Source organism: Roseomonas sp. KE2513, from assembly GCF_016107305.1.
Lineage (GTDB): Bacteria > Pseudomonadota > Alphaproteobacteria > Acetobacterales > Acetobacteraceae > Roseomonas.
Genome location: NZ_RCVR01000037.1, coordinates 1 through 25,361 on the forward strand (window position 1 = coordinate 1; position 25,361 = coordinate 25,361).

Consider the following 25,361-nt stretch of genomic DNA (forward strand, 5'->3'; position numbering starts at 1 on the left):
CCAGCCAATCAGAACATAGGGCCACTGCGATCAGGCAGCCCTGGCAGCCGCCGTGCGGGGTTCCGCCGTGACGTGGCCGATGAGTGTCATGACAGGCCCGCCGCGTTGCCACGCGGGCGCCTGGGCGACGAGGTCGTCGAGGCTGCCCTGGACGAAGCGTTGGTTGGTGGTGCCGCCCGCCTCGACGAGCGCCGCGGGGGTTCGGGGGTCGAGACCTGCCGCCACCAGCCCATCGCGGAGCGCGGGCAGGGTGGAAACGCCCATATAAATGGCCAGTGTCTGCCCTGGGCGAGCCAGGGCCGTGAAATCGAGGTCGAGGCGTCCATCCCGCGTGTGCCCGGTTGCCAGGGTCACGGCACGGGCGTGGTCGCGATGGGTCAGGGGGATGCCGGTCGCGGCGGCGCAGGCCAGCGCCGCGGTGACGCCCGGCACCACCTCGCAGGCGATGCCGGCGGCGCGGCAGGCCTGTAGTTCCTCTCCGCCGCGGCCGAAGACGAAGGGATCGCCCCCCTTGAGGCGCACCACCCGCTTGCCCTCGCGGGCGAGCCGCACCAGCAGGGCGTTGATGCCCTCCTGGGGAAGGCAGTGATTGGCGCGGCTCTTACCGACATAGATGCGCTCGGCGTCGCGCCGCGCGAGGTCCAGCACCGCCTCCCCGACAAGGCGGTCGTGCACGATGACGTCCGCCTCTCCCAGCAGGCGGAGCGCGCGCAGCGTCAGCAGGTCGGCCGCACCGGGGCCGGCACCGACGAGGTGAACCACGCCGGGTGGCCGCGCCTCGGCGGCGCCCAGAGCGGCGGTGAAGGCGGCCTCGGCCTCGGCCTCCCGTCCAGCGACGGCCAGGTCGGCGGCGGGTCCGGTCAGCGCGGCATCCAGGAAGCGCCGGCGGGCGGCGAGGTCGGGCAGGGCGGCGCGCACGGCCTCCTTGAAGCGCCCGGCAAGCGCCGCCAGCCGCCCGAATGCCGGCGGCAGCACGGCCTCGATCCGCGCCCGCACGAGGCGCGCAAGCACGGGGGCGGCACCGCCGGTGGAGATGGCGATGGTGACCGGCGCCCGGTCCACGATGGCCGGCATGACGAAGGAGCAGAGGGAGGGGCGGTCAACGATGTTCACAGGCACACCGCGCGCCATGCAGGTGTCTGCGAGCGCCCGAAGGTCATGATCGGGCGCGCCGGCGCCGATCGCGATCGCGCACCCCTCGGGCAGCCTGGCCCCTGCCACGGGGTCGAAGGCCGGCAGGCGCTGCACCAGCGCCCCTGCGCGCGCGAGAAGCGAGGCCTTGACCTCCGCCGCCTCGCCTTCACCCACCACCAGCGCCGCACGCCCGCGCAGCGAGAGAAACAGCGGAAAATGGTCCATCGCCCAGCCTACCCGGGCAGCCGCCGCGTTGGAATGGATCGAATCAACTAAAATCTGCCGTTAATTTGGAATACCGTTCCCTTGCCGGCACCGTGAAATCCGTCCTTCTACTGAATGAGAGTGGAGGGATCACGACATGGCAGCCAAGCCGAGCGGGGCTGAAGCGATCAAGTCGGCCAGCGCCGGGCTGCGCGGCACTATCGCCGAGGAACTGGCCCAGGCGGACGCGCCGGGCGGGCTGAGCGAGGCCGCCTACACGCTGCTCAAGTTCCACGGGACCTACGAGCAGTTCGACCGCGACACCGCGACCGCCCGCAAGCAGTCCGGCCAGGACAAGGACTGGCAGTTCATGGTGCGCGTGCGCGCCCCTGCCGGGCGGCTGACCGCGGCCCAGTGGCTGGCGCTCGACGCGCTGGCGGACGAGGATTCGGACGGCACCATGCGCCTGACGACGCGCCAGGGCCTGCAGTTCCACACCGTCCGGCGCGGGAAGCTGACGCACTGCATCGCCTCGATCGAGGCGGCGCTGCTGACCACCATGGCAGCCTGCGGGGACGTTGCGCGCAACATCACCACCTCCCCCGCACCGCGGCGCGACGCGCTGCACGCCCGGCTGGAGCGGGAGGCCTTCGCCCTTTCCGCCGCCCTGCTGCCGCGCACGCGCGCGCACCACGAGATCTTCCTGCAAGGCGAGCGGGTCGGCGAGGCGGAGGAGGAGCCGCTCTATGGCCCGGCCTACCTGCCCCGCAAGTTCAAGACCTCCCTCGCGCATCCGGCGGACAATACGCCGGACATCCTCTCTAACGACCTCGGCTTCATCGCGCAGACGGATGAGGCCGGGGAGGTGACGGGCTGGATCGTGACCATCGGCGGCGGCATGGGCATGACCCACAACAAGCCCGCCACCTACCCGCGCCTGGCGGACCCCATCACGGTGATCGGGCCGGACGAGGTCGAGGCGATGGCGCGCGCCGTCGTGCGCCTCTTCCGCGACCACGGCGACCGCTCAGACCGGCGCCACGCGCGGCTGAAATACGTCGTGGCGGAGCGCGGCGTGGAGTGGGTGCGCGAGCGCCTGTCGGAGGATCTCGGCCGCCCGCTGCCGCCCGCGCCGCCCCTGCCGAGGCTCGAGGTGCCGGAGCTTCTCGGCTGGCACGAGCAGGGCGACGGGCGCCTCTGGTTCGGCGTGCCGATTCCCTCCGGCCGCATCGCGGACCGGCCGGGCATGCGGCTGCGCACCGCCCTGCGCGAGGCCGTGTCGCGTTTCGGCCTCGATCCCATCGCGACCCCGCAGCAGGACCTTATCCTTTCCAACGTGCGTCCGGAGGACCGGGCCGCGCTGGAGGCCTTGCTGCGAGGCCACGGCGTCGTCTTCGCCGAGGAGCTCTCGCCCCTCGCGCGCTGGTCGCTCTCCTGCACGGCGCTGCCGACCTGCGGGCAGGCGCTGGCCGAGGGCGAGCGCGTGCACGCGCCCATCGTCGCGCAGGTGCAGGCGTCGCTCGCGCGGCACGGGCTGCTGGGCGAGCGGATCTCCCTGCGGCTCACCGGCTGCCCGAACGGTTGCGCGCGCCCCTATGCCGGCGAGATCGGCGTGGTCGGGCGCTCGCCGGGAATCTACGCACTCTTCGTCGGTGGCGACTTCGAGGGAACGCGGCTGTCCTTCCCGCTGGTGGACAAGCTGCGCACGGAGGCGGTGGGCGCGACGCTCGATCCGCTGCTGGCCCGCTTCGCGTCCGAGCGCGAGCCCGGCGAGGCCTTTGGCGACTTCTGCCACCGCCAGGGCCCGGATGCGCTGCGTGCCCTGCTCACCCCGGCGGTTGCCGCTTGATCGCCGTGGAGCGGACCGTGCGTGGCCCTGGACGTTCCGGAGCGAGAGCCATGAAGCGAGCGCCGACAACGCTTCGTGTCTCGCCAGGCGCGGCCGCCCCTCCCCGCCTTCCCTCCGCGCCTTTCTCTATCAACCTTCGCCGCGTCGCGGCCTTCGTGGACGGGCCGCTGCGCGTGATCACGCTGGTTATCGTCGTCCTGATGTTCGTCAGGATCTTTCTGAACTGAGGGGGCGCCCCGCGCTTCGTCGCGGGGGTTGTTCCCAGGCTGCTACTTCGACTTCGGCCCGGGCGTCCCGAGCGGACTCATCGCCTCCAGGATGCGTGCCGCGGTGGTGAGGCCGATATCGGCCATCCGGAAAGGCAGCATCGCGAAGTCGAGCGGAATAGCGGCGGCGGCGGTCATGGCCGCGAGCGGCGCGCCGCCGCTCTCGGCATTCTTGCGCCAGCCGCCGCTGATACCGCGGCCGTCCTGCACAGGCTCGAACAGCGCGCCGGTCGTGTCATCGCTCTGGCCGCTCGAAAGAAAGCCGCGATGCAGGCTGCGGCCGGTGAACCAGGTGGTGAAGGTCGGCGCCATGCGCTTCTGCGCGATCGCGACCTTGCCGAAGCCGCCGACCACGACCTCGGCCTGCGGACGCTGCGAGAGCCCCACGACCGCCTCCGCCACCTCCTCCGCCGTGTAGACGGGCGGCGCGGCGCGCACGTTGCGGCCGCTGAAGTTCGCGGCGTGATGGAAGAAGGGCGTGTCGATCACCGAGGGCAGGACCGTGCAGACATGGATGTCCTGCTGGTCCAGCACCTCCTGCCGCAGCGCCTCCGAAAGGCCACGGATCGCGAACTTGCTGGTAGCGTAGGGGGTGCCGTCCGGCTTGGCCAGCTCACCGACGATGGAGCCGTTCTGGACGAGCGTGCCGTGACCCTGGAAGCGGAACTGCCGCATCGCCACGCGCGCGCCGTGGACGTAGCCGAACAGGTTCGTCTCGATGACACGGCGCCACACGTCCATCGGAATCGATTCGAGCCGGCCGAAGGCTGCGATGCCGGCATTGTTGAACCAGAGGTCGATGCGACCGAAGCGCTCGAGCGTGCGGCGGCCAAGTTCCTCTACCTGCTCCTCGCTCGTCACGTCCGTCGGCACCACCAGCGGCACGCCGCCAAGATCGCTGCACTCGCCGGCGGCCTCGTCGAGCATCTCCGCACGGCGCGCGGCAAGAACCACGGCGGCGCCGCGCCTTGCGAAGGCATGGGCGGTGGCGCGCCCGATGCCGCTGGAAGCGCCCGTGACGACGATAACAGGACGATCGGATGACAATGCCACCACCCGTCCTTTCGAAGCCGGCGTCGGTTCGGACGGCGTGACGGAGGTCGCGGTGGAGGGATCGGACATGGATGTTCCGCTTCGTCGGCGCCCGTTCGGGGGATAGTCCCACGGGCACGGATGGTCGCGGCGGCCTGATGCACGACGCGGATCGGGCACGCCGCCAACCTATGTGAAGAGCGCGGCGGATAACGGGCTCACCTCTACGCGATCCGCATCAAAGACCTGCGGCACGCTCTGTTTCAGCAACCAGAATGGACGATATCGCGTTCGATGCTCCTCACTGCAGGTGATCTCAATGCTTGATCCCACACTCCTCACCGGTCTGGTCGATCGACATGAACTTGCTATCTCGATGTACGTGCCGCTCACACCCGAGATGCGCGACATCCGCATGCAGTCGGCAACGCTGCGTGAGGCCGCCGGGGAGATCGAGCGCAAGCTGGAGCAGCGCGGCCTCGATCCCCGCCAGCGCGAGGAGATCCTGACGCCGCTGCGGGAGGGTCTCGGCGGCCTCGATATCGCGCAGCACCGCGATCCCGCGCTCGCGGTTTTCATGGCGAACGGCGCGCCCCGCGTCGTGCCTTTGCCGGAGGAGGTCGCGTCCAGCGCCACCGTCGGGCACCACTTCCACGTCAAGCCGTTGCTGCCGCTGATGGTGCGCAACCGCCGCTTCTGGCTGCTCGCCCTCTCCGGCGCGAAGAGCAAGCTCTACACCGTAACACCTTTTGGCGCAGAGGAGGTGCCGCTCGACCTCGGCACGCCGGATGCGGACCCGCCCGAGGGTTACGAGCACGGCTCGGACGACAAGGACCAAGGTGTCGGAAATCCCGCGCTGGGCGACGCCACGTCCTCGCTGATGGACGACCAGCCACGGCTCGTCCGCGCGCTGCAGAACGCGATTGGCAGCGACCCGGCGCCGCTGATCCTCGCCGCGGACGCGAAGATCATGGGGCAGATCCGCAAGCTGAACGTGCTACCAGGCCTTCAGGAGGAGGGACTGACGATGAACCCCTTCGCCTTTCCGCCGTCCGAGCTGCACCAGCGCGCGCTCGCGCTGATGCAGCCGGTTTTCGAGCGCGAGGTCGAGACGGTGCTCGACCAGATCAACGCGCGTCTCGGCGATGCCGCGCCGAACGTCGCCATCCGCCTTGAGGAAATTCTTGCCGCCGCCGAGGAAGGGCGCGTGGATTCAGTCGTGGTCGCGGCCGACGAGAAGCTCTGGGGCAGCTTCGATCCGGCCACGGGAATCGTCGCGCATGGGCGTCCATCCGGCCCTGACGAGGACCTGCTGAACCAGGCAGCGGCCGTCACGCTGCGCCATGGCGGCTACGCCTACGCGCTGCCGCGCTCGCGCATTCCCCGCGCGGTGCCCGCCGCCGCCACGCTTCGCTACTGAGGAGGCCGACATGGACCGTCCGCTCGACATTGCCTTCCATAACATCGAGCCCTCCGAGGGGATCAAGGACGAGATCCGGCAGCACGCGGAGAAGCTGCAGAAGCGGCATTCGGAGCTTGTTGCCTGCCGCGTCTCGGTGGAGGCGCTGCACAACCAGCACCAGACGGGCAACGTCCCGGAGGTGCATATCGTCCTCTCGATCCGCGGCCGCGACCTCGCCGTCTCGCGGGAGCCGCATCAGTCTGGAAATCGCTACGCCCATCCCGACCTGCGAACCGCGATCCGCGACGCGTTCAAGGCGGCGGAGAGGCAGCTAGAGTCGGCCAGGGGCAAGTAACGCGCGCCTGGGCTGGCGGTGGGAGCGGCCGCTCCCACCGCCTCAGCGGCGCTCCACCTTTCCAGCAAGGCCGAGGTTCAGCGCCAGCAGGCGCAGCAGCCCGTGGACACCGGCCAGTGTCGGCACCGGCTGACCCAGCCTGGCCCCGAGTTCCACCAGGGCTCCCAGGATCGGCCCCAGTTCCATCGCCCGCCCTGCCTCGAGATCCTGCACCATCGAGGTCCGGAAGGCGCCGAGCCGGCGCGTGACCGCGATCCGCGCCTCCGGGTCGCCGAGGCCAGTGAGCCCGATCCGCTCGCCGAGATCCGCCATCTCCCGCATCATCGCCAGCGCCAGGCCGCGCGTTCCGTCGTCGTCTAGCAACTGGAGCACGTCCGCCCGCGCGAGGGCGCCGAGCGTGTTCATGTTCGAATTGCCCCAGAGCTTGTTCCAGACCTCGCCGCGGATGTCTCCGATGGCTTCGGCCGGGATGCCGCCCGCGCGGAAGGCTTCCGCGATCGTGGTCGCCTGGCCAGCGCCGCCCGGGTCGCCCAGCAGCACGCGGTCGGCCTTCATCAGGCGGATGCGCCCGGGCGCCTCCACCCGGCTGCCGGCATGCACGACGGCGCCGACCACGCGCGAGGCCGGCAGCGCCGCGACCAGCCTGCCGCCGGGGTCCACCGACTCGAGCACCACCCCCTCGGCGGGCCCGCCGAAGCCCTGAAGGAACCACCAGGGCAGGCCGTTCAGCGCCGCCACCACCTGCGTGTTCGGGCCAAGCAGCGCGCGGATAAGGGGCAGCGCGCCCGGCAGGTCCTGCCCCTTGAGGCCGAGCAGCAACAGGTCCGGCCCGGCGAGGGCCGCCGGGTCGTCGGTCGCCGTGACCGCGAAACGCTCGGAGCGCTCGCCCTCGGACAGCACCAGCCCGTCGCGGCGCAGCGCAGCAAGGCTGGCCCCGCGCGCGAGGACCCCGACCTCGTTCCCGGCCCTCGCCAGCCCCGCGGCCAGCCAGCCGCCGATCGCCCCCGCGCCGAGCACCGCCACGCGCATGCCGCCCCTCCCCCGCATCCGGCCGAAAGACTATGGGAGGACGCGCCAGGCGCCCAGCTTGGCCCTGGCGGAAGGGCGACCACCAGGGCCCATGTCCTGCCCAGTACCGCGCCCGTCCACAGCTACTTCTCGCGTGCGGGCGCGACGATCGCACCGCTCCTGCGGCGGGGGCGCACGCCGGATATGGACGCCTATCTCGGCCGGCACGCCACGGCCGAGGCGCGGCAGGCCATCCAGGCCGCCGAGGCCGGCCTGTTCGAACTGCCCGCCATCGATGGCGGGCCGATCCTCGCCGCCTTCAGCCGCATGCCGGGATCCCGCTGGACCGTGGTGGTCGCGATCCGCCAGGCGCGGCTGCACGCCGGGCTGTGGCGCTCGCTGGCGGGCCTCGGCGCGGGCGGCGCGGCCCTTCTGCTGTTCGGCCTCGCCCTCGCCTGGCACCAGTCGCGGCGGATCGCGGGAGCAATCGGGGGCTCGCCACGCCCGGCGCGCCCACGACCGGCGTGCGGGAGGTGGAGGACGCGGCGCAGGCCCTGGCGGAGGCCGCCGCAGCCCGCGATCGCGCGACGATGGCCCTCGTCGGCAGCGAGGCGCGCCTACGGCGGGCGCAGCTGGCCGGGGGCGTGCACCCCTTCGAGATCTGCCCGGATGGTGTCGCCGAGTGCGGCGATGGCCTGCGCGCCCTCTTCGGCCTGCCACCGGGCGCGCGCTTCGACCATGCGACCTGATCCGCCTGCCTGCACCCGGCCGACCGGTCACGGATGAGGGCGGATTTCGACCGGCTCGCGCATGAGGGCGGCTCGACGGAGATCGAGTACCGCGTGGCGCCGCCGGGCGGCCCGGCGCGATGGCTGCTCAGCCGCGCCGAGCTGCAACCGGGCGAGGGCGGCGGCCCCGGCACGATCGTCGGCGTCACGCTCGACGTCACTGGCGGCCGCCTCGCGGAGGAGCGGCTGCGCGAGAGCGAGGCGCGGCTGCGCGCCCTCGCGGGCACGCTGGAGGAGCGCGGCTACCACGTCCTGCAGGCGGGGAGCGGCCCGGCCGCGCTCGCGCTGCTCGAGGGGGGCGAGGCGGTGGACCTGCTCGTCTCCGACTTTTCGATGCCCGGGATGGACGGGGTGGCGCTGATCCGCGAGGCGCAGCGCCGCCGCCCTCGCCTGCCGGCCATCCTGTTGACCGGCTATGCCGGGGATGCGGCGACGCTGCCGGCGGACGGCGCGCCGCAGCTCGCCGACCGCGCCGCGGCGCTGCTGAAGGCCGCGAGGAGGGGCTAGCTTCCGGCCGCGGCTCCGCTGGCGGCGAGGCCACCTTCCCGGCCGGTGCCGCTACTGCCGCTCGATGCCGGCGCGCGCCACGACCTCCGTCCAGCGCGCCACCTCCGCCGAGACGAAGCGGCGCATCCCCTCGGGCGAGGTCGGGCTTACCTGGGTGCCCAGCCCCTCCAGGCGCTCGCGCACCGCTGGCTGGACGAGGGCCGTGCGCAATTCGCCGTTCAGGCGCTCCACCACGGCCGCTGGGGTGCGCGCCGGTGCGGCGAGGCCGACCCAGGACACCACCTCGAAACCCGGCACGGCCGCGGCGACCGGCGGCACCTCTGGCAGCGCTGGCCAAGCCGCCGCGCTGGTGATGCCGAGCGCGCGCAGCTTGTCCGCCGCGATCGCCGCCCCGGTGACGGTAACGGAATCCACCATCACGTCGATGCGGCCCGAGAGCAGGTCCGTCAGCGGCTGGGTGCCGCCGCGATAGGGCACGTGGGTGAGCCGGATGCCCGCCATCTGGGCCAGCAGCTCACCCGTGAGGTGCTGGGTGGAGCCCACGCCGACCGAGCTGAAGGTGAGGCCGCCGGGATCGCGCCGCGCAGCGGCGATCAGCTCGGCCAGGCTGCGGATCGGCCCATCGGCACGTGTCGCGACCACGAAGGGAAAGATCGAGACGAGCGAGACGAAGGCGAAGTCCTCGACCGGGTCGAAGCGCAGGCTGCGGTACATGGCGGCCGAGACGGCGTGGCCGCCCGTCAGCAGGATGAGGGTATGCCCGTCCGGCGCTGCGCGCGCGGCGTACTCGCTGGCGATGTTGCCGCCCGCGCCGGTCCGCGCCTCGACCACCACGGGCCGGCCGAGCGCCTCGGAGAGCGGCGCGGCGATCACGCGGGCTATGACATCGGCATTCCCGCCCGCGCCGAAGCCGTGGACGAGGGTGATGGGGCGGTCGGGCCAGGACTGTGCCCCCGCCGTCCGCGTCAGCCCCGCGAGGAAGGGGGCCGCGATAAGCCCGCGCCGGATGTTCTGCATCGACCTTCCCCTCCCTGACCCGCCCTTCTTGTCCGGGCGGTGGCGCGCCGACGCTCCTGACTGATCGGACGCGGCAGCCCGTGCGAGGGCTCGGCGCTGAGCGTGGCAACCCTTGCGGCAGCATGGTCTCCGCTTACGAGGCCCGACAAGCCCCCTGGGCCAGCGCCTCCTGCGCCTGCGGGCAGGATCGCTGCCGGCGTACTCGCCTGGCAAGGCTCAGAGAGGATGAGGGCGAGAGTCGGCGGGAAATGTGCTCGCCACGTGTTCAAGCCACGCACGGATGACCTCTCTGCAAGCAGCGGAATGGAGCCTTTCATCAACCCGGCCGACGCGCCCGCCGGCGTGGATGGCGTCTTCCACCCGCCCTATATCGCCGCGCATCTGGCGGTGACGCAGCGCATGGCCCGGCCCCGCCTCCTCGTCGTGAAGGGCGGCGGGGGAGAGGCGGAGCGCAGCCCCGCCAAACCGGTGGCCGCGCACCTGATGACCGGTGCGGCGGTCGAGGTGCTCACCCTGCCCGCGCTGTCCGACACCCGGTCCACGGCGGCCGACTTCGCGGGGGTGTGGCAGGGCAGCGTCCGCGGCGCCCATGCCGAGGGCACGATCATCGGCACGATCGCGCTCGGCCTCCTGGCGATGGGCACCGCCGGAGGTGTCGAGCTGGCCGATGCCGAGGCGGAAAGGATCTGAAGGGAAAGGTTCGGTTGACGCGCGGCCCGAAGGCTTCGGACGCGTACCGAGATGACGGTGCGGCTTGCGCTGGCCTGCTTCATGCACAAGCTCGGCCAATCGCCTCATGCGGCCGATCCTCCCTTGGCAAAACCACGCTCCGCCATGGGGCAGCATTTGCCAAGCACGGAAACGGACGGTTAATTGGGGCAAAGAGAATGGGGCTCGGCTCTATGATGCTGCGGAACAAGCTGGCGGGAATGATCCTTCTCGCCACTCTCCTGGTCACGGCGGCCTCCGCCAGCGCCCAGACAAAAGTGGTTATCGGCGCGGCATCGGCGAGCGAGATGGCGGCGCCGATCTATGTCGCCATCGACCAGGGCTATTTCCGTGAGGCCGGGCTTGAGGCCGAGCTGGTTGATTTCCGCGGCGGCGCCCCCGCGATCCAGGCGCTTGTCGGCGGCGGCATCAACGTCTGCGTCTGCGCGGTGGACCATGTGGTGCGCCTGCGCAGCCGCCGGCAGGACGTGGCCGTCGCCGTGGAGCTGGACACACGCCACTCCTACGCGCTGGTCAGCCGCACGGGCACGAGCTACGCCTCCGTCGCCGACCTGCGCGGCAAGCGTATCGGCATCACCTCGCCGAGCAGCCTCACGGACAACACGCTGCGCTGGGCGCTCGCCAAGGCAGGCCTCAACCCGGATCGTGACGTCGAGATCGTGGGCGCCGGGGGTGGTGCGAGCATGAAGGCCGCGATCGACAGCGGTCGCGTGGAGGCCGGCATGGTCATCAACGCGGACCTGCTGCACATGCAGACAGGGAGCAATAACGGCTACCGGATCGTGCAGGATTTCCGAGGGATCCCCTACCCTTCCCTCGCGCTGCTGACGCGGGAATCCTGGTTCTCTCAGCAGCCGGATGCCGCGCGCGGCTTCGTGCGAGCCGTGCTGCGCGGGATCAGTGCCATCCGCGCGGACCGCGCCGTGGCCCTGGCCGGCCTGCGGCGGCAGTTCCCCGACTACAGCGAGGCGGAGATCGACGCCCTCGCGGCCGATGTGCAGGCACGGCTGGCGCCGGAGGGCCGGGTGGAGGAGGCGGGCTACCAGACGCTGCTTGAGATGCTGCTGCCGGCCGAGCCCGGCCTGCGCCGCATCCCCTTCGCCGAGATCTCCATCCCCCCGGTCCGGGACTGAGATGCCCGCCGCGATCGAAGAGGCACCCGCGCTGGCGCCGGCGGGTGCGGCGGCCCCGCGCGGCGGCATGCCGGGCTGGCTGACCATCACCCTGCAGCGGATCCTGCTGGTGGGCGTCGTGCTCGCCGCGTGGCAGGTTGCGACCGACCACTTCATCGATCCCTTCTGGATCAGCCAGCCCTCCGAAATCGCCCTCCGGCTCTGGACGATGGCGGCCAGCGGCGACCTTCTCTTCCACGCGACGGCCACAGCCTGGCAGGCGCTGCTCGGGCTGCTGCTCGGGCTCGTCGTCGGCGTGGTGGCGGGCGTGCTCTACGCGGCCTTCCCGCGCGGGGCGCAGGTCGCCGATCCGCTGGTGATGGGCCTCTACAGCGTGCCGCGCGTGGCCTTCGCGCCGCTCTTCATCATCTGGTTCGGTATCGGCCTCTTCTCGAAGGTGATGATGGCCTTCTCCATGGTCGTCTTCGTCTATCTCCTCAACACGGCCCAGGGACTGCGCGAGGTGGACCGGGACCTGCTGGACGCGATGCGCAGCATGCGGGCGCGGCCGCTCTGGCTGCTCTGGCACGTGCGCCTGCCGGCCATCCTGCCCTGGATCTTCGGCGCCACGCGGATCGGCCTCGGCCTCGCGCTCGTTGGCTCGGTGCTGGGCGAGCTGCTGGGGGCCAATCGCGGCCTCGGCTGGTATGTGGAACGTTCGGGCGGACGGCTGGACACGACGGGCGTGATGGCGGGCCTCGTCGCGCTGATGGTCATCGCCGTTGTCGGCAACGAGATCGTGCGGCTTATCGAGCGCTTGGCCCTGCGCGGGGCGACGCGATGAGTGTCAGCGCCCCCTCCCCCAAGCTCACCTTCGAGGGCATCACTCTCGACTATCCGGGCCTCCGCGTGCTGGACGGCATCGACCTGTCCCTCGCGGACGGCGAGTTCCTGGCGATCGTCGGCCCCTCCGGCTGCGGCAAGTCCACGCTGCTGCGGCTGGCCTCCGGGTTGCTGAGCCCCACGGACGGGCGCGTGCTGCTCGATGGCAAGCCCGTGTCGGGCCCGCCGCCCGGCGTCGGCTTCATGTTCCAGCGGGACACGCTGATGCCCTGGGCCGATGTGCGGCGGAACGTGGAGGTCGGGCTCGTGCTGGGCGGCACTCCCGTCCGCGAGCGGCCGGCGCGGCTGGCGGAGCTGCTGGCTCTCGTTGGGCTGACAGATTTCGCAGGGCACCGCCCGGCCCAGCTCTCGGGCGGCATGCGCCAGCGCGTGGCCCTCGCGCGGCTGCTCGCCTACGCGCCCGACATCTACCTGCTGGATGAGCCCTTCGGCGCGCTCGACGCGCAGACGAAGATCACCATGGGCCGGGAACTGCTTCGCATCTGGGCGCAGCGCCGGCGGAGCGTCGTCTTCGTTACGCACGACATCGAGGAGGCGGTCACGCTCGCCGACCGCGTCGTCGTGATGGCGCCGCGCCCCGGGCGAGTGCGTTCCATTCATCGCGTGGACCTGCCGCGCCCGCGCGATCCACGCGCCCTGCGTCAGGACGCGCGCTTCCGAGATGTCTGTGCGGCCATCTGGAACCATATCGTCGAGGAGGAGCCCGCCCATGACTGAAGCGATGCCGGGCGTGCGCGGACAGGGCGCGGCGGGACATATCGAGACGGACGTGCTGGTGATCGGCGCGGGCGGCGCCGGGCTCTACGCCGCCATCGAGGCCGCGCGCTCCGGCGCCCGCGCGCTGGTCATCGACCGCTCCCTCATCGGCCGCGGCGGCGCGACGGTGATGGCGCAGATGACCGTCGCCGCGGCCATCGGCACGGAGCAGCCGGATGACTGGCAGCACCACTGGCGCGACACGCTGACCGCCGGCCGCGGCCTCTGCGACGCCCGCCTCGCGCGGCTGCTCTGCGAGGACGGCGTCGAGGTCATCCGCGAGATGGACCGCTGGAAGGTCGGCTGGGCGCGCCACGCCGATGGCCGGATCCGCCAGGCCTTCGCCCCAGGGCACGACCGCCCGCGCTGCGTCTACGTGGACTTCCTGAGCACCGGCCCCGCCGTCTCGCGCACCCTGCGCACCCAGGCGCAGCGGCAGGAGGGCGTCCACCGGATGGGCGAGATGCTCGTCACGGACCTCGTCGTCTCGGACGGCGCGGTGCAGGGCGTCGTCGCGCTCGATCTCGCCCATGGCGTGCCCGTCACCATTGCGGCGGGCGCCACCATCATCGCGACGGGCGGGCTGACGCGGCTGTACCGGCGTAACAGCGCCTCCGCCAACATGGCAGGCGACGGCTACGCGCTCGCGCTCCGCGCCGGCGCCGCGCTGATCGACATGGAATTCGTCCAGTTCTTCCCCATCGGCCATCTCGCGCCGCGCATGGTGGGGATGGACCCGATCATGTGGGATCCTTTCCGCTACAAGCTCGGCGGGCGCCTGCTGAACGGCGCGCGCGAGGAGTTCGTGGACCGCTACGGCAGCACGGACTCTGGGAAATACGTGACCACGCGCGACCTCGCGACCTATGCCATCACAAAGGAGGTCGCGGCCGGTCGCGGCTCGCCGGCCGGCGGCGCCTGGCTGAGCTTCGAGCACGTGCCCGAGGCGACCTTGCGCGAGAATTTCGGGCCGGTGATCGACCGCCTCGCCGCCAACGGCATCGATCTGACGAAGACCGCCATCGAGGTGGCGCCGATCGCGCACTACCACATGGGCGGCATCCGCGTGGACACGAGCATGTCCACGGGCCTTCCCGGCCTCTACGCCGCCGGCGAGGCCGTGGGCGGTGCGAACGGGGCCAACCGCCTCTCCGGCAACGCCATCACGGAGGCACTTGCCTTCGGCCGCGTCGCGGGGCGGGAGGCGGCGCGCTTCGCCAAGGGCGGCATCGCCTGGGATGCCGCGAAGGCGGCCGATGGCGTGGCGCTGGCGCGGGCCGCCGGCCCCACACGGCCCGGCTGGAACCCGGCGGCGGGTTTCGCCCGGCTGCAGGACATTATGTCGGACCTTGTCGGCCCCTTCCGGACCGAAGCCGGCCTGGTGGAGGCCGCGTCACGGCTGCGCGCGCTGGCCGCGGAGCTGGGCGAGGTTCCGCCCGGCCCGCCCTTGCCGCATGACCTCGCGCGCGCGGACTGGTTCGACCTGCGCGCGGCCCTGCTGGTCGCCGAGACCGTCATCCTCTCCGCCACCGAGCGGCGCGAGAGCCGCGGCGCGCATCAGCGCGAGGACTATCCGGGCCTGGACCCGGCATGGGAGACGAACCAGGTGCTGACACTGGACGGCGGCGCGCTGCGTCTCGAGCAGCGCGCGGTGGTGAAGGAGGCGGCATGAGCGTCGCGCTTCTCGATATCCGGCGCGGCGGCCCGGGCGAGGCGCCGCGGCGCCAGCGCTACGAGGTGCCCTTCGAGCCCGGCCGCTCCGTGCTGGACGGGCTGCGCTGGATCCGCGAGCACGAGGATCCGTCGCTCGCCATGCGCTATGCCTGCCTGAACGCGAACGCGTGCAAGGAGTGCATGATGCTGCTCGACGGCGCCGTGGTCTATGCCTGCACGGCGCGGCTGGAGGAGCGCGAGATGCGGCTCGACCCCCTGCCCAACAAGCCGCTGCTACGCGACCTCGCGACCGCCATCGCCCCCCCGGACGAGCGGCCGCCGGAGCCTGCGCAGCCCGCCCCCGCCCCGTGACGGCGGCCGAGGCGCCGGCCTGGCTCGGGCGCCGCGTTCCGCGCATCGAGGACGCGGCGCTGCTGCGCGGGCGCGGGCAATTCGTGGGCGACATCGTGCGGCCGGGCATGCTGCACGCCCGCTTCGTCCGCAGCCCCGTCGCGCACGGGCGCTTGCACAGCCTCGACGCCGTGGCGGCACGGCGCGCGCCCGGCGTGCGCGGCGTGTTCACGGCCGAGGAGCTGCGCCCGCACCTGACCTCCCTCGACCTCGCCGTCGCCATGCCGGCCGGGGCGATCCGGCATGTCGTGAACCCCCGCGTGCTGGCGGCCGACGAGGTCTGCTACGCCGGCGAGGCCGTCGCGCTGGTGGTGGCCGACACGCCGCACGAGGCCGAGGACGCGGCGGCGCTCGTCCAACTCGACATCGAAGCCCTGCCGCCCGTGCTCGATCCCGGCGCCGCGCTGGAACCCGGCGCGCCTCGGGCGCGGCTCGGCTGCGCCGACAACCTGCTGGCCCGCTTCACCGTCGCCTATGGCGAGGTCGCACCCGCCTTCGAGGCGGCGCCGCACGTCTTCCGGGACCGCTTCCGCCTGCACAAGGGCGGCGGCCACTCGGTGGAGACGCGCGGCGTCCTGGCCGAGCACGACCGCGTGGACGACATGCTGACCGTCTGGTCCTCCGCGCAGATGCCGCACCGGAACAAGGGCGTGATCTGCGCGGCCCTCGGCCGGGCGGAGGACCGGGTGCGGGTGGTGGCGCCCGATGTGGGCGGCGGCTTCGGCCCGAAATTCGTCTGCTACCCCGAGGACGTCGCCGTGCCGCTCGCCGCGCTGCTGCTCGGCCGCCCCGTGCGATGGATCGAGGACCGGCGCGAGAACTTCGCCGCCACCACGGCGGAGCGCGACCAGCTCTGGGATGTGGAGGTCGCCGCGGATGCACAGGGGCGGCTGTTCGGCCTGCGCGGCCGGCTGCTGCACGACCACGGGGCCGACACGCCCTACGGGATCGCCCTGCCGCAGAACTCGGCCACGAACCTGCTCGGCCCCTATGTGCTGCCGGCCTATCGGCTGGAGATATCCGTCGCGCTGACGAACAAGGTGGCGGCGACGCCGACGCGCGGCGCAGGTCGGCCGCAGGGCACCTTCGTGATGGAGCGGATGCTCGACCGCATCGCCGATGAGCTGGGGCTCGGGCGCGACGAGGTGCGGCGCCGCAATCTCATCCCGCCCTCCGCCATGCCCTATCGCACGCCGCTGACGACGCGGGACGGCGCGGCCATGATCTACGACAGCGGCGACTATCCCGCCTGCATGGCGGACGCGCTGCGCCTGGCGGGCTACGAGGATTTCCGTGCCCGGCAGCGCGACGCGCGCGAGGCGGGCCGGCACATTGGCATCGGCCTCTCCAACTACGTGGAGGGAACCAGCCGCGGGCCCTTCGAGACGGCGGCGATCAGCATCGGACCTTCCGGGCAGGTGGTGCTTTCCACCGGGGCCTCGGCGCAGGGGCAGGGAACGGCGACGGTGCTCGCGCAGGTCTGCGCGGGGGTGCTGGACATGGACCCCGCCCGGATCACCGTCCGCACAGGCGACACGGCGGCGATCGCGCAGGGCCTGGGCGCCTTCGCCAGCCGGCAGGGACCGGTGGCCGGTGCCGCCGTGCTGCAGGCCGCGCGGCTTGTGCGGGAGAAGGCGCTGCTCGCGGCCTCTCACCTGCTGGAAGCCGCGCCGGAGGACCTGGAGCTCGTCAACGGAGCCGTGCGGATCCGCGGCATCCCGGCGGACCGGCTCTCGCTGGGGCAGGTCGCGCAGGTGCTGCAGGGCATGCCGGGCTTTCCGCTGCCGCCGGGCCTCTCGCCGGGCCTGTCCTCCTCCGTCGCCTGGCAGCCGGAGGCGCTGAGCTATGCCAACGGCACCCATGTAGCCGAGGTGATGGTGGACCCCGAGACCGGGGGGATCACCCTTCTCCGCTACCTCGTGGTGCATGACAGCGGCCGTCTGCTGAACCCCTCGCTTGCAGAGGGGCAGATCCTCGGCGGCGTCGTGCACGGGATCGGCCACGCCTTGTTGGAGGAGACGCTTTTCGACGCGCAGGGTGTGCCGGCCACGCTCGGCTACCCCGCCTATCGCTTGCCCTCGGCGCCGATTCTGCCGCGGATCGAGATCCACCATCGCGAAACGCCGACGCCGTTGAATCCGCTGGGCGCCAAGGGCGTCGGCGAGGGCGGCACGATCCCTGCGGCCGCCGCGATCGTGGCGGCTGTCGAGGACGCGCTGCGCCCCGCGCGCATCCGCATCACGCAGCTGCCGGTCACGCCCCGGCGGCTGCGCGCGCTGCTGGCCGCCGCATGAAGCCGGCCGCCTTCCGCTACCACGCGCCGCGAAGCCTGCCGGAGGCCTTGGCGGTGCTGGAGCGCCATCCGGAGGCGAGGCCGCTCGCGGGCGGGCAGTCGCTGATGCCACAGCTGAACGCGCGTCAGGTCACGGCGCCGCACCTGCTCGACCTGAACCGCCTGGACGGGCTCGACGGGATCGAGGAGGCGGAGGGGTGCATCCGCATCGGCGCCATGGCGCGGCAGGCCGCGCTGCTCCGCTCGCCCCTGCTGCGGCGGCACCTGCCGATCCTCGTCGAGGCGGCGGCGCTCGTGGGGCATATCGCGACGCGCAACCGGGGCACGCTCGGCGGAAGCCTCTGCCAGCTTGATCCCTGGGCCGAGCTGCCGCTAGTCGCGGCGCTGCTGGATGCGGAATTGGAACTGGCGGCGCCCTCGGGCACGCGGCGCCTCGCCTTCCGGCATTTCGCGCAAGGCGCTGGGCGGAACGCGCTCTGGCCGGGCGAGCTGCTGACGCAGGCGCGGTTTCCCATCCCGGCGCCGGGCGCGCGGCAGGCCTTCGTTGAGATCGCCGACCGGCCCAACGATCCCGCAGAGGCCGCCGCAGCGGTCTCTCTCCGGCTGGGTGCGGGCGGAGAGGTAGTGTCCGCCGCCCTCGCGGTCTGCGGGCCCTTTCCCGTGGCCAGGCGGCTGCCAGAGGGGGAGACGATGCTCCTGGGGTGGCGGCCCGGCCCCGATCCCCGCCCGCTGGTCTCCGCCATGCCGCTTCCCGACGTGGCGGACGATGACCGCGCGGCGATGGTCCGTGTTGCCCTGCGGCGCGCGCTGGAAAGGGCGATGGCTTGAGCGAGGAACGCTTCCCGATCTCGGTAACGGTCAACGGCGAACCGCATCGGCTGGACGTGCCGGCGCGGCTGAGCCTGGCGGACCTGCTGCGCGAGGGGCTGCGGCTCACTGGCACGCATCTCGGCTGCGAGCACGGGGCCTGCGGCGCCTGCACGGTGCTGGTGGACGGCGCCTCCGCCCGCGCCTGCCTCATGCTGGCCGTGCAGGCGGACGGGCGAAGCATCACGACGGTGGAGGGGCTGGAACGCGCCGGCCGGCTGCACCCGCTCCAGCAGGCGCTCGCCGACCATCACGGGCTGCAATGCGGCTTCTGCACGCCGGGCGTGCTGATGACGCTGGTGGAGCTGCTCGACGCCTCGCCCTCCCCGAGCGAAGCGGAGATCCGCATGGCGCTGGCCGGGCATCACTGCCGCTGCACGGGCTACCAGGGCATGGTCGAGGCGGCGTTGTCGCTGTCGGGCGGCGCAGGAACGGATAGATGAGGCGGCGCCCCTCTGTGCGACGGCGCGCCGCGCCCATCCCGCCGTCCCCCGATGATCCCCCTGCAAAGGGCTGGGAAGGTTTCGACCTGCTTGTGCCCGTGACTCCGGAGAGGGCTCCGCCCTCTCCGGACCTCACCTGCCAAGGGCCTGAGGCCCTTGGATCCCCACATGTGGCTTCGCGGATGCGATGACTGGGTGCTGGCTCTTCCTGCACGCGCCGGCGTCTCGGGTCTCTGACCCGAGGCGCACCAGCCACCCAGTATCTCCAACTCGCGAATAGGATGATGGAGAGGGGCCTGGGGAGAGAAAGACTTCTTCCTTCCTCTCCCCAGAGTCACCGCAGGCGCCAGTTCAGGCTGCCCTGCGGATGTTCCCAGCCCCATTCGAGGCAAGACCGCCCTGGTAAAGGGCCGCGATCAGGTCCGACTGAGCGATGATGCCCGCCAACTTTCTGTTCCCGTCCACGACCGAAACATGCCGGAAGCCCGCATCCGCCATCAGCGGCACCAGTGCCGCGACATGCGTGCCCTCCGTCACCGTGCGGATGCTGCGCGGCATGATCTGCCCGACGACTTCCGGCCGATCGGCGTGGAGTGTCGTCAGACGGCGGATGAGTTGGCGGAACCGCGCCTCGAACCCCTCGTAGTGGTCGAGTTCCGGGCTCTTCATGAAGTCCACATCCGAGACCATGCCGATGACACGCCGCGCCGGATCAAGCACGGGCATGGCGCGGATATCGTGGCGCCGCAGCAGCCGCCAGGCTTCGGCGAGAGGCGTGCCGAACTGCACGGTGACCACGTCGCGCGACATGATGTCCGCGCAGGTGATCTCTCCGAAGCGCCGCTGGTAGGCATGCATCTCCGCCCGCTGCAACAGGCTGTCCAGGTCGTCGCGGCTGACGTCGAGGACGCCGTCGTAGTTGCGCAGCACGGCGTCGAGGTCCTCGGCCTGCACACCCAGGCGGCGCGTCGGCTCGCGGTCGGCAGTGTGGTGAGGGTTGGCCCGGGCGGGCTGCTGTTGATGCGGGTAGGGGCGGCGCGTCGCGTTGTTGAAAGCGATCGCCATCAGCATCAGAAGCAGCGAGTCGAGCACGACAGGGGAGAGGACGAAGCCGTAGCCGGCCGCGGTCACGGCCGGCCCGCCGAGCACGGAGGTGAGCGCGATCGCCCCGCCCGGCGGATGAAGGCACCGCAGCGCGAACATCGCGCCAATCGCGAGCGCAACGGCGAGCGGAGCGGCCAGCAGCGGGTCCGCGATCCATTGCGCGCAGGTCACCCCCACCAGGGCGGAGACGGTGTTGCCGCCGATGATCGACCAGGGCTGGGCAAGCGGGCTGGCCGGTACGGCGAAGAGCAGGACGGCCGAGGCGCCGAGCGGCGCGATGAGCATCGGCGGCGTCACCCCCGGCAGTTCCAGACGGCTGCCGATCAGCCCGGTGAGGAGGAGGCCGAGCAGCGCGCCGACGCAGCCGCGAAGCCGCTCCGTCCTGCTCGCGCCCATGGAGGCCGGAAGGAAGGCGCGCAGCCAATCGCGGATCATTCGCCGTTTCCCGGGGCGCGAGGCGCTTCCACTCCCGTCGTGCCCGGGCCGAGACCGAGCCTCGCCAGCACCGCCTCCCGTTCCGGCGCCGCCAGCAGGTCCGCCAGCGTGCGGCGGTCCAGCACGGCCATGAAGGCGGCCAGCGCCTCACCCAGCAGGGACTGGAGCCGGCAAGCATCGATCAGCGCACAGCCGCCGCTCTCGCCCGGCGGCTGAAAGCAGGCGACGAGGGCCATGTCCTCCTCGGTGAAGCGAACGACATCGCCGACGCGGATCTCCGCGGCCGGGCGCGCCAGGCGCAGGCCGCCGCCCCTGCCGCGCATCGTCTCGACGAAGCCGCCGCGACCGAGCCGGTGCACCACCTTCACGAGGTGGTTCTCCGAGATCCGGTGCGCCTCCGCGATCTCCCGGATCGAGGCGCGGCGGTCTCCCTTCAGGCCGAGATAGATCAGCGTCCGCAGGGCGTAGTCCGTGTAGAGCGTCAGGCGCATGCAGAAGATGTAGCAGCTTTACATCTTCCGGCCAGGCGGCAATAAGATGCATCAGCAATGCACCTTATGGAGCAGTGATGCCCCGCGATCTCAGCCCGCAGACGATCCTTCTCGTGAAGGCCACTGTCCCGGCCCTGGAGGCCCATGGCCTCGCCATCACCCGCCGCATGTACGAGCGGTTGTTCGAGAACAGGGCCATCCGGGACCTGTTCAACCAGTCCCATCACGGGGAGACGGGCTCCCAGCCGAAGGCGCTGGCCGGTGCCGTGCTCGCCTATGCCCGCAACATCGACAACCTCGCGGTCCTCGGCCCGGCGGTGGAGCGCATCGCCCAGAAGCATGTCGGCCTGAACATCCTGGCCGAGCACTATCCCTTCGTGGCCGAGGCCCTGCTCGGCGCCATCAAGGATGTGCTGGGCTCGGCCGCGACGCCGGAGATCCTGCAGGCCTGGGGCGAGGCCTACTGGTTCCTCGCGGATGTGCTGATCGGACGGGAGGCGCAGATCTATGCGGAGCACGCCGCCTCGCCCGGAGGCTGGAGCGGCTGGCGCGACTTCGCCGTGGCGGCGAGGACGAAGGAGAGCGAGATCATCACCTCCTTCCACCTGGTGCCCACCGATGGCGGCAAGGTGCTGCGCCACCGCCCCGGCGAGTACCTGACCTTCTGGCTGGAGATCCCGGGCCGGCCGCCGCTGAAGCGGAACTACAGCATCTCCTCCGCCCCGGGCGACGCCGGATACCGGATTACGGTGAAGCGTGAACCCATGGGCATCGCTTCCAACTGGCTGCATGACGCGGTGCAGCCCGGCGCGCGGCTGAAGGTGGCGGCACCGGCCGGGGATTTCGTGCTGGCGGAGCCGGTGGAGCGCCCGGTCGTGCTGCTCAGCGGCGGCGTCGGCCAGACCCCGCTGATGAGCATGATGCAGGCGCTGGCGAAGGGGCCCTCCGCGGCCAGCGTGCGCTTCGTGCACGGCACGCTGTCCGGCGCCACCCATGCTTTGGCGGCAGAGGCGCGGGACCTCGCTGCCGCCTCCGCCGGGCGCATCGCCGTGACGACCTTCTACGAGCGCCCCCGCGCCGAGGACCGCCAGGGCGAGCACTACGATCTCGCCGGCCGGATCACTCCCGACTGGCTGCGCGCCAACACGCCTGTCGCGGAGGCGGACTACTACCTCTGCGGTCCGCGTCCCTTCCTCCGGGACTTCGCGGGCGGGTTGGCAGGGATGGGCGTGCCGGCGGCCCGGATCCACTACGAGTTCTTCGGGCCCGCGGACGAGCTGCTGGCAGCCTGAGCCGAGGCGGCACCGCGGGTGGTGGAACGCTGCCCGACTAGGCGCCCGCCCCGCCCGGCAGCAGCGCCGCCCCGTGGCGGCCGAAGCCGAGCCCCACGTCATCGCCCTGCGCTGGCATCCCTCCGGTGGAGGGCGATACGACGAAGACCTCCCCGACCGGGGTTCCGACCGTGATCTCCCGGACACCGCCGAGATAGGCTGCCTTCAGGACCTTGCCCCGCAGCATCGCCGCCGGGTCGGACGCGCCGAGCAGGGCGATGGCCTCAGGCCGCAGCGCGAGTTCGGCCGCACCATCCGGCAGGCCCCGGTGCGGAAGAACCAGGCGTGCATCGCCGGCCGTAACCTCGGCCATTCCCCCGTCCAGCCGGCGCAGGGTGACGGGGATCCGGTTCGCCTCGCCGACGAAGCCAGCCACGAAGGCGCTGACGGGGCTTTCGTACAGATCCTGCGGCGTTCCCTCCTGCGCGATCACCGCCTGGTTCATCACGATGATCTTGTCGGAAATCGCGAGGGCCTCCGCCTGGTCATGCGTGACATAGACCACGGTGACGCCGAGCCGCTGCTGCAACTCCCGGATTTCCTCCCGCATCTTGCGACGCAGGCGCGCATCGAGGTTCGAGAGCGGCTCGTCGAACAGCAGGACGGAAGGTTCGAGCACGAGCGCGCGCGCGACCGCCACCCGCTGCTGCTGCCCGCCCGAGAGCTCGGAGGGAAGCCGGGCCTCAAAGCCGGCGAGGCCGACGCTCTCGAGCGCGGCGCGCCCCGCCTCCGCCGCTTCCCGCTTCGGGCGGCGCGAGACGGTGAGGCCGTAGCAGACATTCTCCAGCACCGTCATGTGCGGGAACAGGGCGTAGGACTGGAACACCATGGAGACGTCGCGCTCGGCCGGCGGCAGGGCGGAGACGTCGCGGCCGCCGATCAGCACGCGCCCCTCGCTCGGGTATTCCAGCCCCGCGATCATGCGCAGTGTCGTCGTCTTGCCGCAGCCGGAAGGGCCGAGCAGCGTGCAGAGCGTGCCGGCCGGCACGGTGAAGGAAACGTCCCGCACCGCGGTGCTGCCAGCGCCGAAGCGCTTCCAGACATGGTCGAAGCGCACTTCCGCCGCGCGGCTCATGCCACGGCTCCCCCTTGCTGGATGGCCGGCGCCACGGCCAGGCGCCGCCCGATCCGCCGGCGCCCGACGAGAAGCTGCGCCAGCCCGAGCATGACGAGCATCAGCGCGATCAGCACCACCGCCACCGCGATGGCCAGCCCGTAGTCGCCGTTGATGACGCGGTTGACAATGAACACCGTGGCCAGCTCCGTATCGGCCGTCACCAGGAAGATCACGGCCGAGATCGTGGTCATGGCCCGCACGAAGGCGTAGACCAGCCCCGCCATGATGGCCGGCCGCAGCAGCGGCAGCACCACGCGGCGGAAGGCGTCCCCGCCGCCGCCGCCCAGCGTGTGCGAGGCCTCGTCGAGCGAGGGGTCGATCTGCGCCATGGCCGCCATTCCCGAGCGCAGCCCGACCGGCAGGTTCCGGAACACGAAGCAGGCGACGATGATCGCGCCCGTCCCCGCCAGCTCCAGCGGCGGCAGGTTGAAGGCGCGGAGATAGGCCACCCCGATCACCGTGCCCGGCACGGCGAAGGAGAGCATGGTGGCGAATTCCAGCACGCCCTTCCCGGCGAAGCGCGTGCGGGAGAAGAGCCAGGCGGCAGCGATGCCAAGCGCCGCCGTAATCGGCGCGGAAATGGCGGCGAGCGTTACCGTCGTGATCACGCTGTTCCAGGCGAGGCCCGTGAGCTGGCCGCCGCTGATCTCGAAGGCCTTGATCATGTGGCGAAGCGTGGGCGTGTAGTCCCGCCCCCAGACCTCCACGAAGCCGCCCGAGATCGCCAGCACGTAGAGGGCGATGGTCAGGCAAGCCCAGGGCAGCGCGACCATCAGGCAGAGGCGGCGCACGCCGGCCGGCAGGGGCGGCGCCAGCCCCGCATCGCCCTTGCCGCCGATCGAGACATAGGACTTGCGCGCGGTCAGCCGGTTCTGGAGGAAGAAGGCGCCGAGCGCCATGGCGAGCAGCACGAGGGAGAGCGTCGCCGCCCGCCCCGCATCCGCCTGCGCGCCCACCACGGCGAAGAAGATCTCCGTTGCCAGCACGCCGAATTGGCCGCCCAGCACCACCGGGTTGCCGAAATCCGCCATGCTCTCGACGAAGCCGAGCAGGAAAGCATTCGCCAGACCGGGCAGAAGCAGCGGCAGGGTGACAGTCTGGAAGGTGTCCCGCGGCGTCGCGCGCAGGGTGGAGGAGGCCTCCTCCAGCGTCGGGGACAACCCCTCCACCACCCCGATCAGCACGAGGAAGGCGATAGGCGTGAAGGCGAAGAGCTGCGCGAGCAGCACGCCCGGCAGGCCATAGATCCAGCGCCCGAGCTCGATGCCGAACAGGGAGGAGGCCGCGAGGGAGACGATACCGGAACGCCCAAAGATGAGGATCAGCCCGAGGCCGAGGATGAAGGGCGGCGTCACGATCGGCAGCACGGTCAGCCAGCGCAGCGGCCGCCCGAGGCGCAGCCGGCCGCGCACCACCAGCAGCGCGAAGGCGAGGCCGAGCGCGGTGGTGCCGGCGCCCACCAGCACACCGAGGAAGGCGGTGTTCCACACCACGCCGCAGCGCGGCGCCCCGGCGAGGCAGGCGAGGCTCCAGAGACGGTCGTCGGCCAGCCGCCCGAACAGAGCGCCGGCCGCAACCGCGCCGCCTGCGTCGCGGAAGGCATCACCCAGCAACAGGATCAGCGGCAAGGCCGTGAAGACCGCGATGGCCAGGGCGATGCAGACGGCCACTGTCGCGGTGAAGGCATCGCCGCGGAAGGCGCCGCGCCCGGCCAGCCCGGCGGCGAGCAGCGCGGCGAGGGCGGCCGGCACCAGCGCCCCGCCCCAGCCGACGCCGAACTGGCGGTCCTCCATCGGGCCGAACAGCCCTTCGAGCCAGGGCGCGGACCAACCCTGCACGCCGATGGCGTAGCCCTGCACGACGAGCAGCCCGAGGCCGAGCCCGCCCGCGAGGAGAAAAAGCCAGGCCCGCCCCGCGCGTGGCATCGGCAGCAGCGCCGCCAGCAGCCCGAGCCCGGGCGCCAGCAGGGCTGGCCAGAGCCACCAGCGCCCCTGGGTGAACACCTGCCCGGCGGCCGGCGCGTAGTCGGGATCGGAAAGCCAGGCGAGGCCCGCCACCGGCATTTGCGCGATGCCGTCCTGCGTCAGGTACCAGGGCAGCAACAGCGCCGCCGCGAGGGCGAGAAGGCTGCTCCAGAGGCCCGCGGCGCGCATC

General features: G+C 72.0%; 24 protein-coding genes. 16 read left to right on the plus strand and 8 right to left on the minus strand.

The window, feature by feature from the left end; genetic code table 11:
• Positions 1-30: 30 nt before the first annotated feature.
• Positions 31-1,359: a siroheme synthase CysG gene (gene cysG / locus D9599_RS24340; RefSeq protein ID WP_198383897.1), complete on the minus strand. Its 1,329-nt coding sequence runs from the start codon at positions 1,357-1,359 to the stop codon at positions 31-33.
• Positions 1,360-1,495: 136 nt separating this feature from the next.
• Between cysG and D9599_RS24345 the strand changes: the two genes are divergently transcribed.
• Both D9599_RS24345 and D9599_RS24350 read left to right on the plus strand, forming a co-directional pair.
• Complete coding sequence (locus D9599_RS24345) at positions 1,496-3,187, plus strand: NADPH-dependent assimilatory sulfite reductase hemoprotein subunit (protein ID WP_198383898.1); 1,692 nt, start codon at positions 1,496-1,498, stop codon at positions 3,185-3,187.
• A gap of 50 nt (positions 3,188-3,237) precedes the next feature.
• Positions 3,238-3,414, plus strand: coding sequence for a hypothetical protein (locus tag D9599_RS24350; RefSeq protein ID WP_198383899.1), 177 nt, complete (start codon positions 3,238-3,240; stop codon positions 3,412-3,414).
• Positions 3,415-3,456: 42 nt separating this feature from the next.
• Here D9599_RS24350 and D9599_RS24355 read toward each other — a convergent pair whose 3' ends face one another.
• Positions 3,457-4,575, minus strand: a complete 1,119-nt coding sequence (locus D9599_RS24355) for an SDR family oxidoreductase (RefSeq protein ID WP_198383900.1) — start codon at positions 4,573-4,575, stop codon at positions 3,457-3,459.
• A 229-nt stretch (positions 4,576-4,804) separates the two neighbouring features.
• On the opposite strand from D9599_RS24355, the gene D9599_RS24360 reads away from it, so the two are divergent.
• Positions 4,805-5,905: a hypothetical protein gene (locus tag D9599_RS24360; RefSeq protein ID WP_198383901.1), complete on the plus strand. Its 1,101-nt coding sequence runs from the start codon at positions 4,805-4,807 to the stop codon at positions 5,903-5,905.
• A gap of 10 nt (positions 5,906-5,915) precedes the next feature.
• Positions 5,916-6,242: an HPF/RaiA family ribosome-associated protein gene (locus D9599_RS24365; protein WP_043833107.1), complete on the plus strand. Its 327-nt coding sequence runs from the start codon at positions 5,916-5,918 to the stop codon at positions 6,240-6,242.
• Positions 6,243-6,284: 42 nt separating this feature from the next.
• Here D9599_RS24365 and D9599_RS24370 read toward each other — a convergent pair whose 3' ends face one another.
• Positions 6,285-7,271, minus strand: coding sequence for a 2-dehydropantoate 2-reductase (locus D9599_RS24370; protein WP_198383902.1), 987 nt, complete (start codon positions 7,269-7,271; stop codon positions 6,285-6,287).
• Positions 7,272-7,774: 503 nt separating this feature from the next.
• Between D9599_RS24370 and D9599_RS24375 the strand changes: the two genes are divergently transcribed.
• The gene (locus D9599_RS24375) at positions 7,775-7,999 is read left to right on the plus strand and encodes a hypothetical protein (RefSeq protein WP_198383903.1); all 225 of its coding nucleotides are present in this window, start codon (positions 7,775-7,777) and stop codon (positions 7,997-7,999) included.
• 9 nt (positions 8,000-8,008) lie between these two features.
• A complete protein-coding gene (locus tag D9599_RS24380) occupies positions 8,009-8,545 on the plus strand; it encodes a response regulator (RefSeq protein WP_255531657.1) in 537 nt (178 codons plus the stop codon).
• 51 nt (positions 8,546-8,596) lie between these two features.
• On the opposite strand, the gene D9599_RS24385 is transcribed toward D9599_RS24380, so the two are convergent.
• On the minus strand, positions 8,597-9,562 hold the full coding sequence (locus D9599_RS24385; RefSeq protein ID WP_198383904.1) for a tripartite tricarboxylate transporter substrate binding protein: 966 nt from the start codon (positions 9,560-9,562) through the stop codon (positions 8,597-8,599).
• A gap of 303 nt (positions 9,563-9,865) precedes the next feature.
• Here D9599_RS24385 and D9599_RS24390 point away from each other — a divergent pair, with 303 nt between their 5' ends.
• The 9 genes from D9599_RS24390 to D9599_RS24430 all read left to right on the plus strand — a co-directional run bounded on the left by D9599_RS24390 (position 9,866) and on the right by D9599_RS24430 (position 18,729).
• The gene (locus D9599_RS24390) at positions 9,866-10,252 is read left to right on the plus strand and encodes a hypothetical protein (RefSeq protein WP_198383905.1); all 387 of its coding nucleotides are present in this window, start codon (positions 9,866-9,868) and stop codon (positions 10,250-10,252) included.
• A gap of 197 nt (positions 10,253-10,449) precedes the next feature.
• Positions 10,450-11,424: an ABC transporter substrate-binding protein gene (locus D9599_RS24395; RefSeq protein WP_198383906.1), complete on the plus strand. Its 975-nt coding sequence runs from the start codon at positions 10,450-10,452 to the stop codon at positions 11,422-11,424.
• Position 11,425: 1 nt separating this feature from the next.
• On the plus strand, positions 11,426-12,247 hold the full coding sequence (locus D9599_RS24400; RefSeq protein WP_198383907.1) for an ABC transporter permease: 822 nt from the start codon (positions 11,426-11,428) through the stop codon (positions 12,245-12,247).
• Complete coding sequence (locus D9599_RS24405; protein WP_198383908.1) at positions 12,244-13,023, plus strand: ABC transporter ATP-binding protein; 780 nt, start codon at positions 12,244-12,246, stop codon at positions 13,021-13,023. Before D9599_RS24400 ends, D9599_RS24405 begins: the two co-directional genes overlap by 4 nt.
• The gene (locus D9599_RS24410) at positions 13,016-14,734 is read left to right on the plus strand and encodes an FAD-binding protein (protein WP_232480862.1); all 1,719 of its coding nucleotides are present in this window, start codon (positions 13,016-13,018) and stop codon (positions 14,732-14,734) included. Before D9599_RS24405 ends, D9599_RS24410 begins: the two co-directional genes overlap by 8 nt.
• Complete coding sequence (locus tag D9599_RS24415; protein ID WP_198383909.1) at positions 14,731-15,087, plus strand: 2Fe-2S iron-sulfur cluster-binding protein; 357 nt, start codon at positions 14,731-14,733, stop codon at positions 15,085-15,087. Before D9599_RS24410 ends, D9599_RS24415 begins: the two co-directional genes overlap by 4 nt.
• Positions 15,084-17,420, plus strand: a complete 2,337-nt coding sequence (locus tag D9599_RS24420) for a xanthine dehydrogenase family protein molybdopterin-binding subunit (RefSeq protein ID WP_198383910.1) — start codon at positions 15,084-15,086, stop codon at positions 17,418-17,420. Before D9599_RS24415 ends, D9599_RS24420 begins: the two co-directional genes overlap by 4 nt.
• Positions 17,417-18,247, plus strand: coding sequence for a xanthine dehydrogenase family protein subunit M (locus D9599_RS24425; RefSeq protein WP_198383911.1), 831 nt, complete (start codon positions 17,417-17,419; stop codon positions 18,245-18,247). The genes D9599_RS24420 and D9599_RS24425 overlap by 4 nt, the downstream gene beginning before the upstream one ends.
• Positions 18,244-18,729 (plus strand): (2Fe-2S)-binding protein, encoded by a 486-nt coding sequence (locus D9599_RS24430; RefSeq protein ID WP_198383912.1) that lies wholly within the window; start codon positions 18,244-18,246, stop codon positions 18,727-18,729. Before D9599_RS24425 ends, D9599_RS24430 begins: the two co-directional genes overlap by 4 nt.
• Positions 18,730-19,080: 351 nt before the next feature.
• Here the strand turns inward: D9599_RS24430 and D9599_RS24435 are convergent, their stop codons facing one another.
• Together D9599_RS24435 and D9599_RS24440 are read right to left on the minus strand one after the other, a co-directional pair.
• Positions 19,081-20,268: an HPP family protein gene (locus D9599_RS24435; RefSeq protein WP_198383913.1), complete on the minus strand. Its 1,188-nt coding sequence runs from the start codon at positions 20,266-20,268 to the stop codon at positions 19,081-19,083.
• The gene (locus D9599_RS24440) at positions 20,265-20,759 is read right to left on the minus strand and encodes an Rrf2 family transcriptional regulator (RefSeq protein WP_198383914.1); all 495 of its coding nucleotides are present in this window, start codon (positions 20,757-20,759) and stop codon (positions 20,265-20,267) included. Before D9599_RS24440 ends, D9599_RS24435 begins: the two co-directional genes overlap by 4 nt.
• Before the next feature lie 77 nt (positions 20,760-20,836).
• Between D9599_RS24440 and hmpA the strand changes: the two genes are divergently transcribed.
• Positions 20,837-22,051, plus strand: coding sequence for an NO-inducible flavohemoprotein (gene hmpA, locus D9599_RS24445; RefSeq protein ID WP_198383915.1), 1,215 nt, complete (start codon positions 20,837-20,839; stop codon positions 22,049-22,051).
• A 37-nt stretch (positions 22,052-22,088) separates the two neighbouring features.
• Here the strand turns inward: hmpA and D9599_RS24450 are convergent, their stop codons facing one another.
• A complete protein-coding gene (locus tag D9599_RS24450; RefSeq protein WP_198383916.1) occupies positions 22,089-23,165 on the minus strand; it encodes an ABC transporter ATP-binding protein in 1,077 nt (358 codons plus the stop codon).
• Positions 23,162-25,360 (minus strand): iron ABC transporter permease, encoded by a 2,199-nt coding sequence (locus D9599_RS24455; RefSeq protein WP_198383917.1) that lies wholly within the window; start codon positions 25,358-25,360, stop codon positions 23,162-23,164. Before D9599_RS24455 ends, D9599_RS24450 begins: the two co-directional genes overlap by 4 nt.
• Position 25,361 lies beyond the last annotated feature (1 nt).

What these genes read in the sequence shown, in the direction of transcription:
- D9599_RS24370 (WP_198383902.1), bottom strand. Translation starts at nt 7,271, where the DNA reads ATGCGCGTGGCGGTGCTCGGCGCGGGGGCGATCGGCGGCTGGCTGGCC.
- D9599_RS24405 (WP_198383908.1), top strand. Translation starts at nt 12,244, where the DNA reads ATGAGTGTCAGCGCCCCCTCCCCCAAGCTCACCTTCGAGGGCATCACT.
- D9599_RS24395 (WP_198383906.1), top strand. Translation starts at nt 10,450, where the DNA reads ATGGGGCTCGGCTCTATGATGCTGCGGAACAAGCTGGCGGGAATGATC.
- D9599_RS24355 (WP_198383900.1), bottom strand. Translation starts at nt 4,575, where the DNA reads ATGTCCGATCCCTCCACCGCGACCTCCGTCACGCCGTCCGAACCGACG.
- D9599_RS24350 (WP_198383899.1), top strand. Translation starts at nt 3,238, where the DNA reads ATGAAGCGAGCGCCGACAACGCTTCGTGTCTCGCCAGGCGCGGCCGCC.
- hmpA (WP_198383915.1), top strand. Translation starts at nt 20,837, where the DNA reads ATGCCCCGCGATCTCAGCCCGCAGACGATCCTTCTCGTGAAGGCCACT.
- D9599_RS24410 (WP_232480862.1), top strand. Translation starts at nt 13,016, where the DNA reads ATGACTGAAGCGATGCCGGGCGTGCGCGGACAGGGCGCGGCGGGACAT.
- D9599_RS24425 (WP_198383911.1), top strand. Translation starts at nt 17,417, where the DNA reads ATGAAGCCGGCCGCCTTCCGCTACCACGCGCCGCGAAGCCTGCCGGAG.
- D9599_RS24435 (WP_198383913.1), bottom strand. Translation starts at nt 20,268, where the DNA reads ATGATCCGCGATTGGCTGCGCGCCTTCCTTCCGGCCTCCATGGGCGCG.
- D9599_RS24400 (WP_198383907.1), top strand. Translation starts at nt 11,426, where the DNA reads ATGCCCGCCGCGATCGAAGAGGCACCCGCGCTGGCGCCGGCGGGTGCG.
- D9599_RS24440 (WP_198383914.1), bottom strand. Translation starts at nt 20,759, where the DNA reads ATGCGCCTGACGCTCTACACGGACTACGCCCTGCGGACGCTGATCTAT.
- D9599_RS24450 (WP_198383916.1), bottom strand. Translation starts at nt 23,165, where the DNA reads ATGAGCCGCGCGGCGGAAGTGCGCTTCGACCATGTCTGGAAGCGCTTC.
- D9599_RS24385 (WP_198383904.1), bottom strand. Translation starts at nt 9,562, where the DNA reads ATGCAGAACATCCGGCGCGGGCTTATCGCGGCCCCCTTCCTCGCGGGG.
- D9599_RS24390 (WP_198383905.1), top strand. Translation starts at nt 9,866, where the DNA reads ATGGAGCCTTTCATCAACCCGGCCGACGCGCCCGCCGGCGTGGATGGC.
- D9599_RS24360 (WP_198383901.1), top strand. Translation starts at nt 4,805, where the DNA reads ATGCTTGATCCCACACTCCTCACCGGTCTGGTCGATCGACATGAACTT.
- cysG (WP_198383897.1), bottom strand. Translation starts at nt 1,359, where the DNA reads ATGGACCATTTTCCGCTGTTTCTCTCGCTGCGCGGGCGTGCGGCGCTG.
- D9599_RS24365 (WP_043833107.1), top strand. Translation starts at nt 5,916, where the DNA reads ATGGACCGTCCGCTCGACATTGCCTTCCATAACATCGAGCCCTCCGAG.
- D9599_RS24345 (WP_198383898.1), top strand. Translation starts at nt 1,496, where the DNA reads ATGGCAGCCAAGCCGAGCGGGGCTGAAGCGATCAAGTCGGCCAGCGCC.
- D9599_RS24455 (WP_198383917.1), bottom strand. Translation starts at nt 25,360, where the DNA reads ATGCGCGCCGCGGGCCTCTGGAGCAGCCTTCTCGCCCTCGCGGCGGCG.
- D9599_RS24415 (WP_198383909.1), top strand. Translation starts at nt 14,731, where the DNA reads ATGAGCGTCGCGCTTCTCGATATCCGGCGCGGCGGCCCGGGCGAGGCG.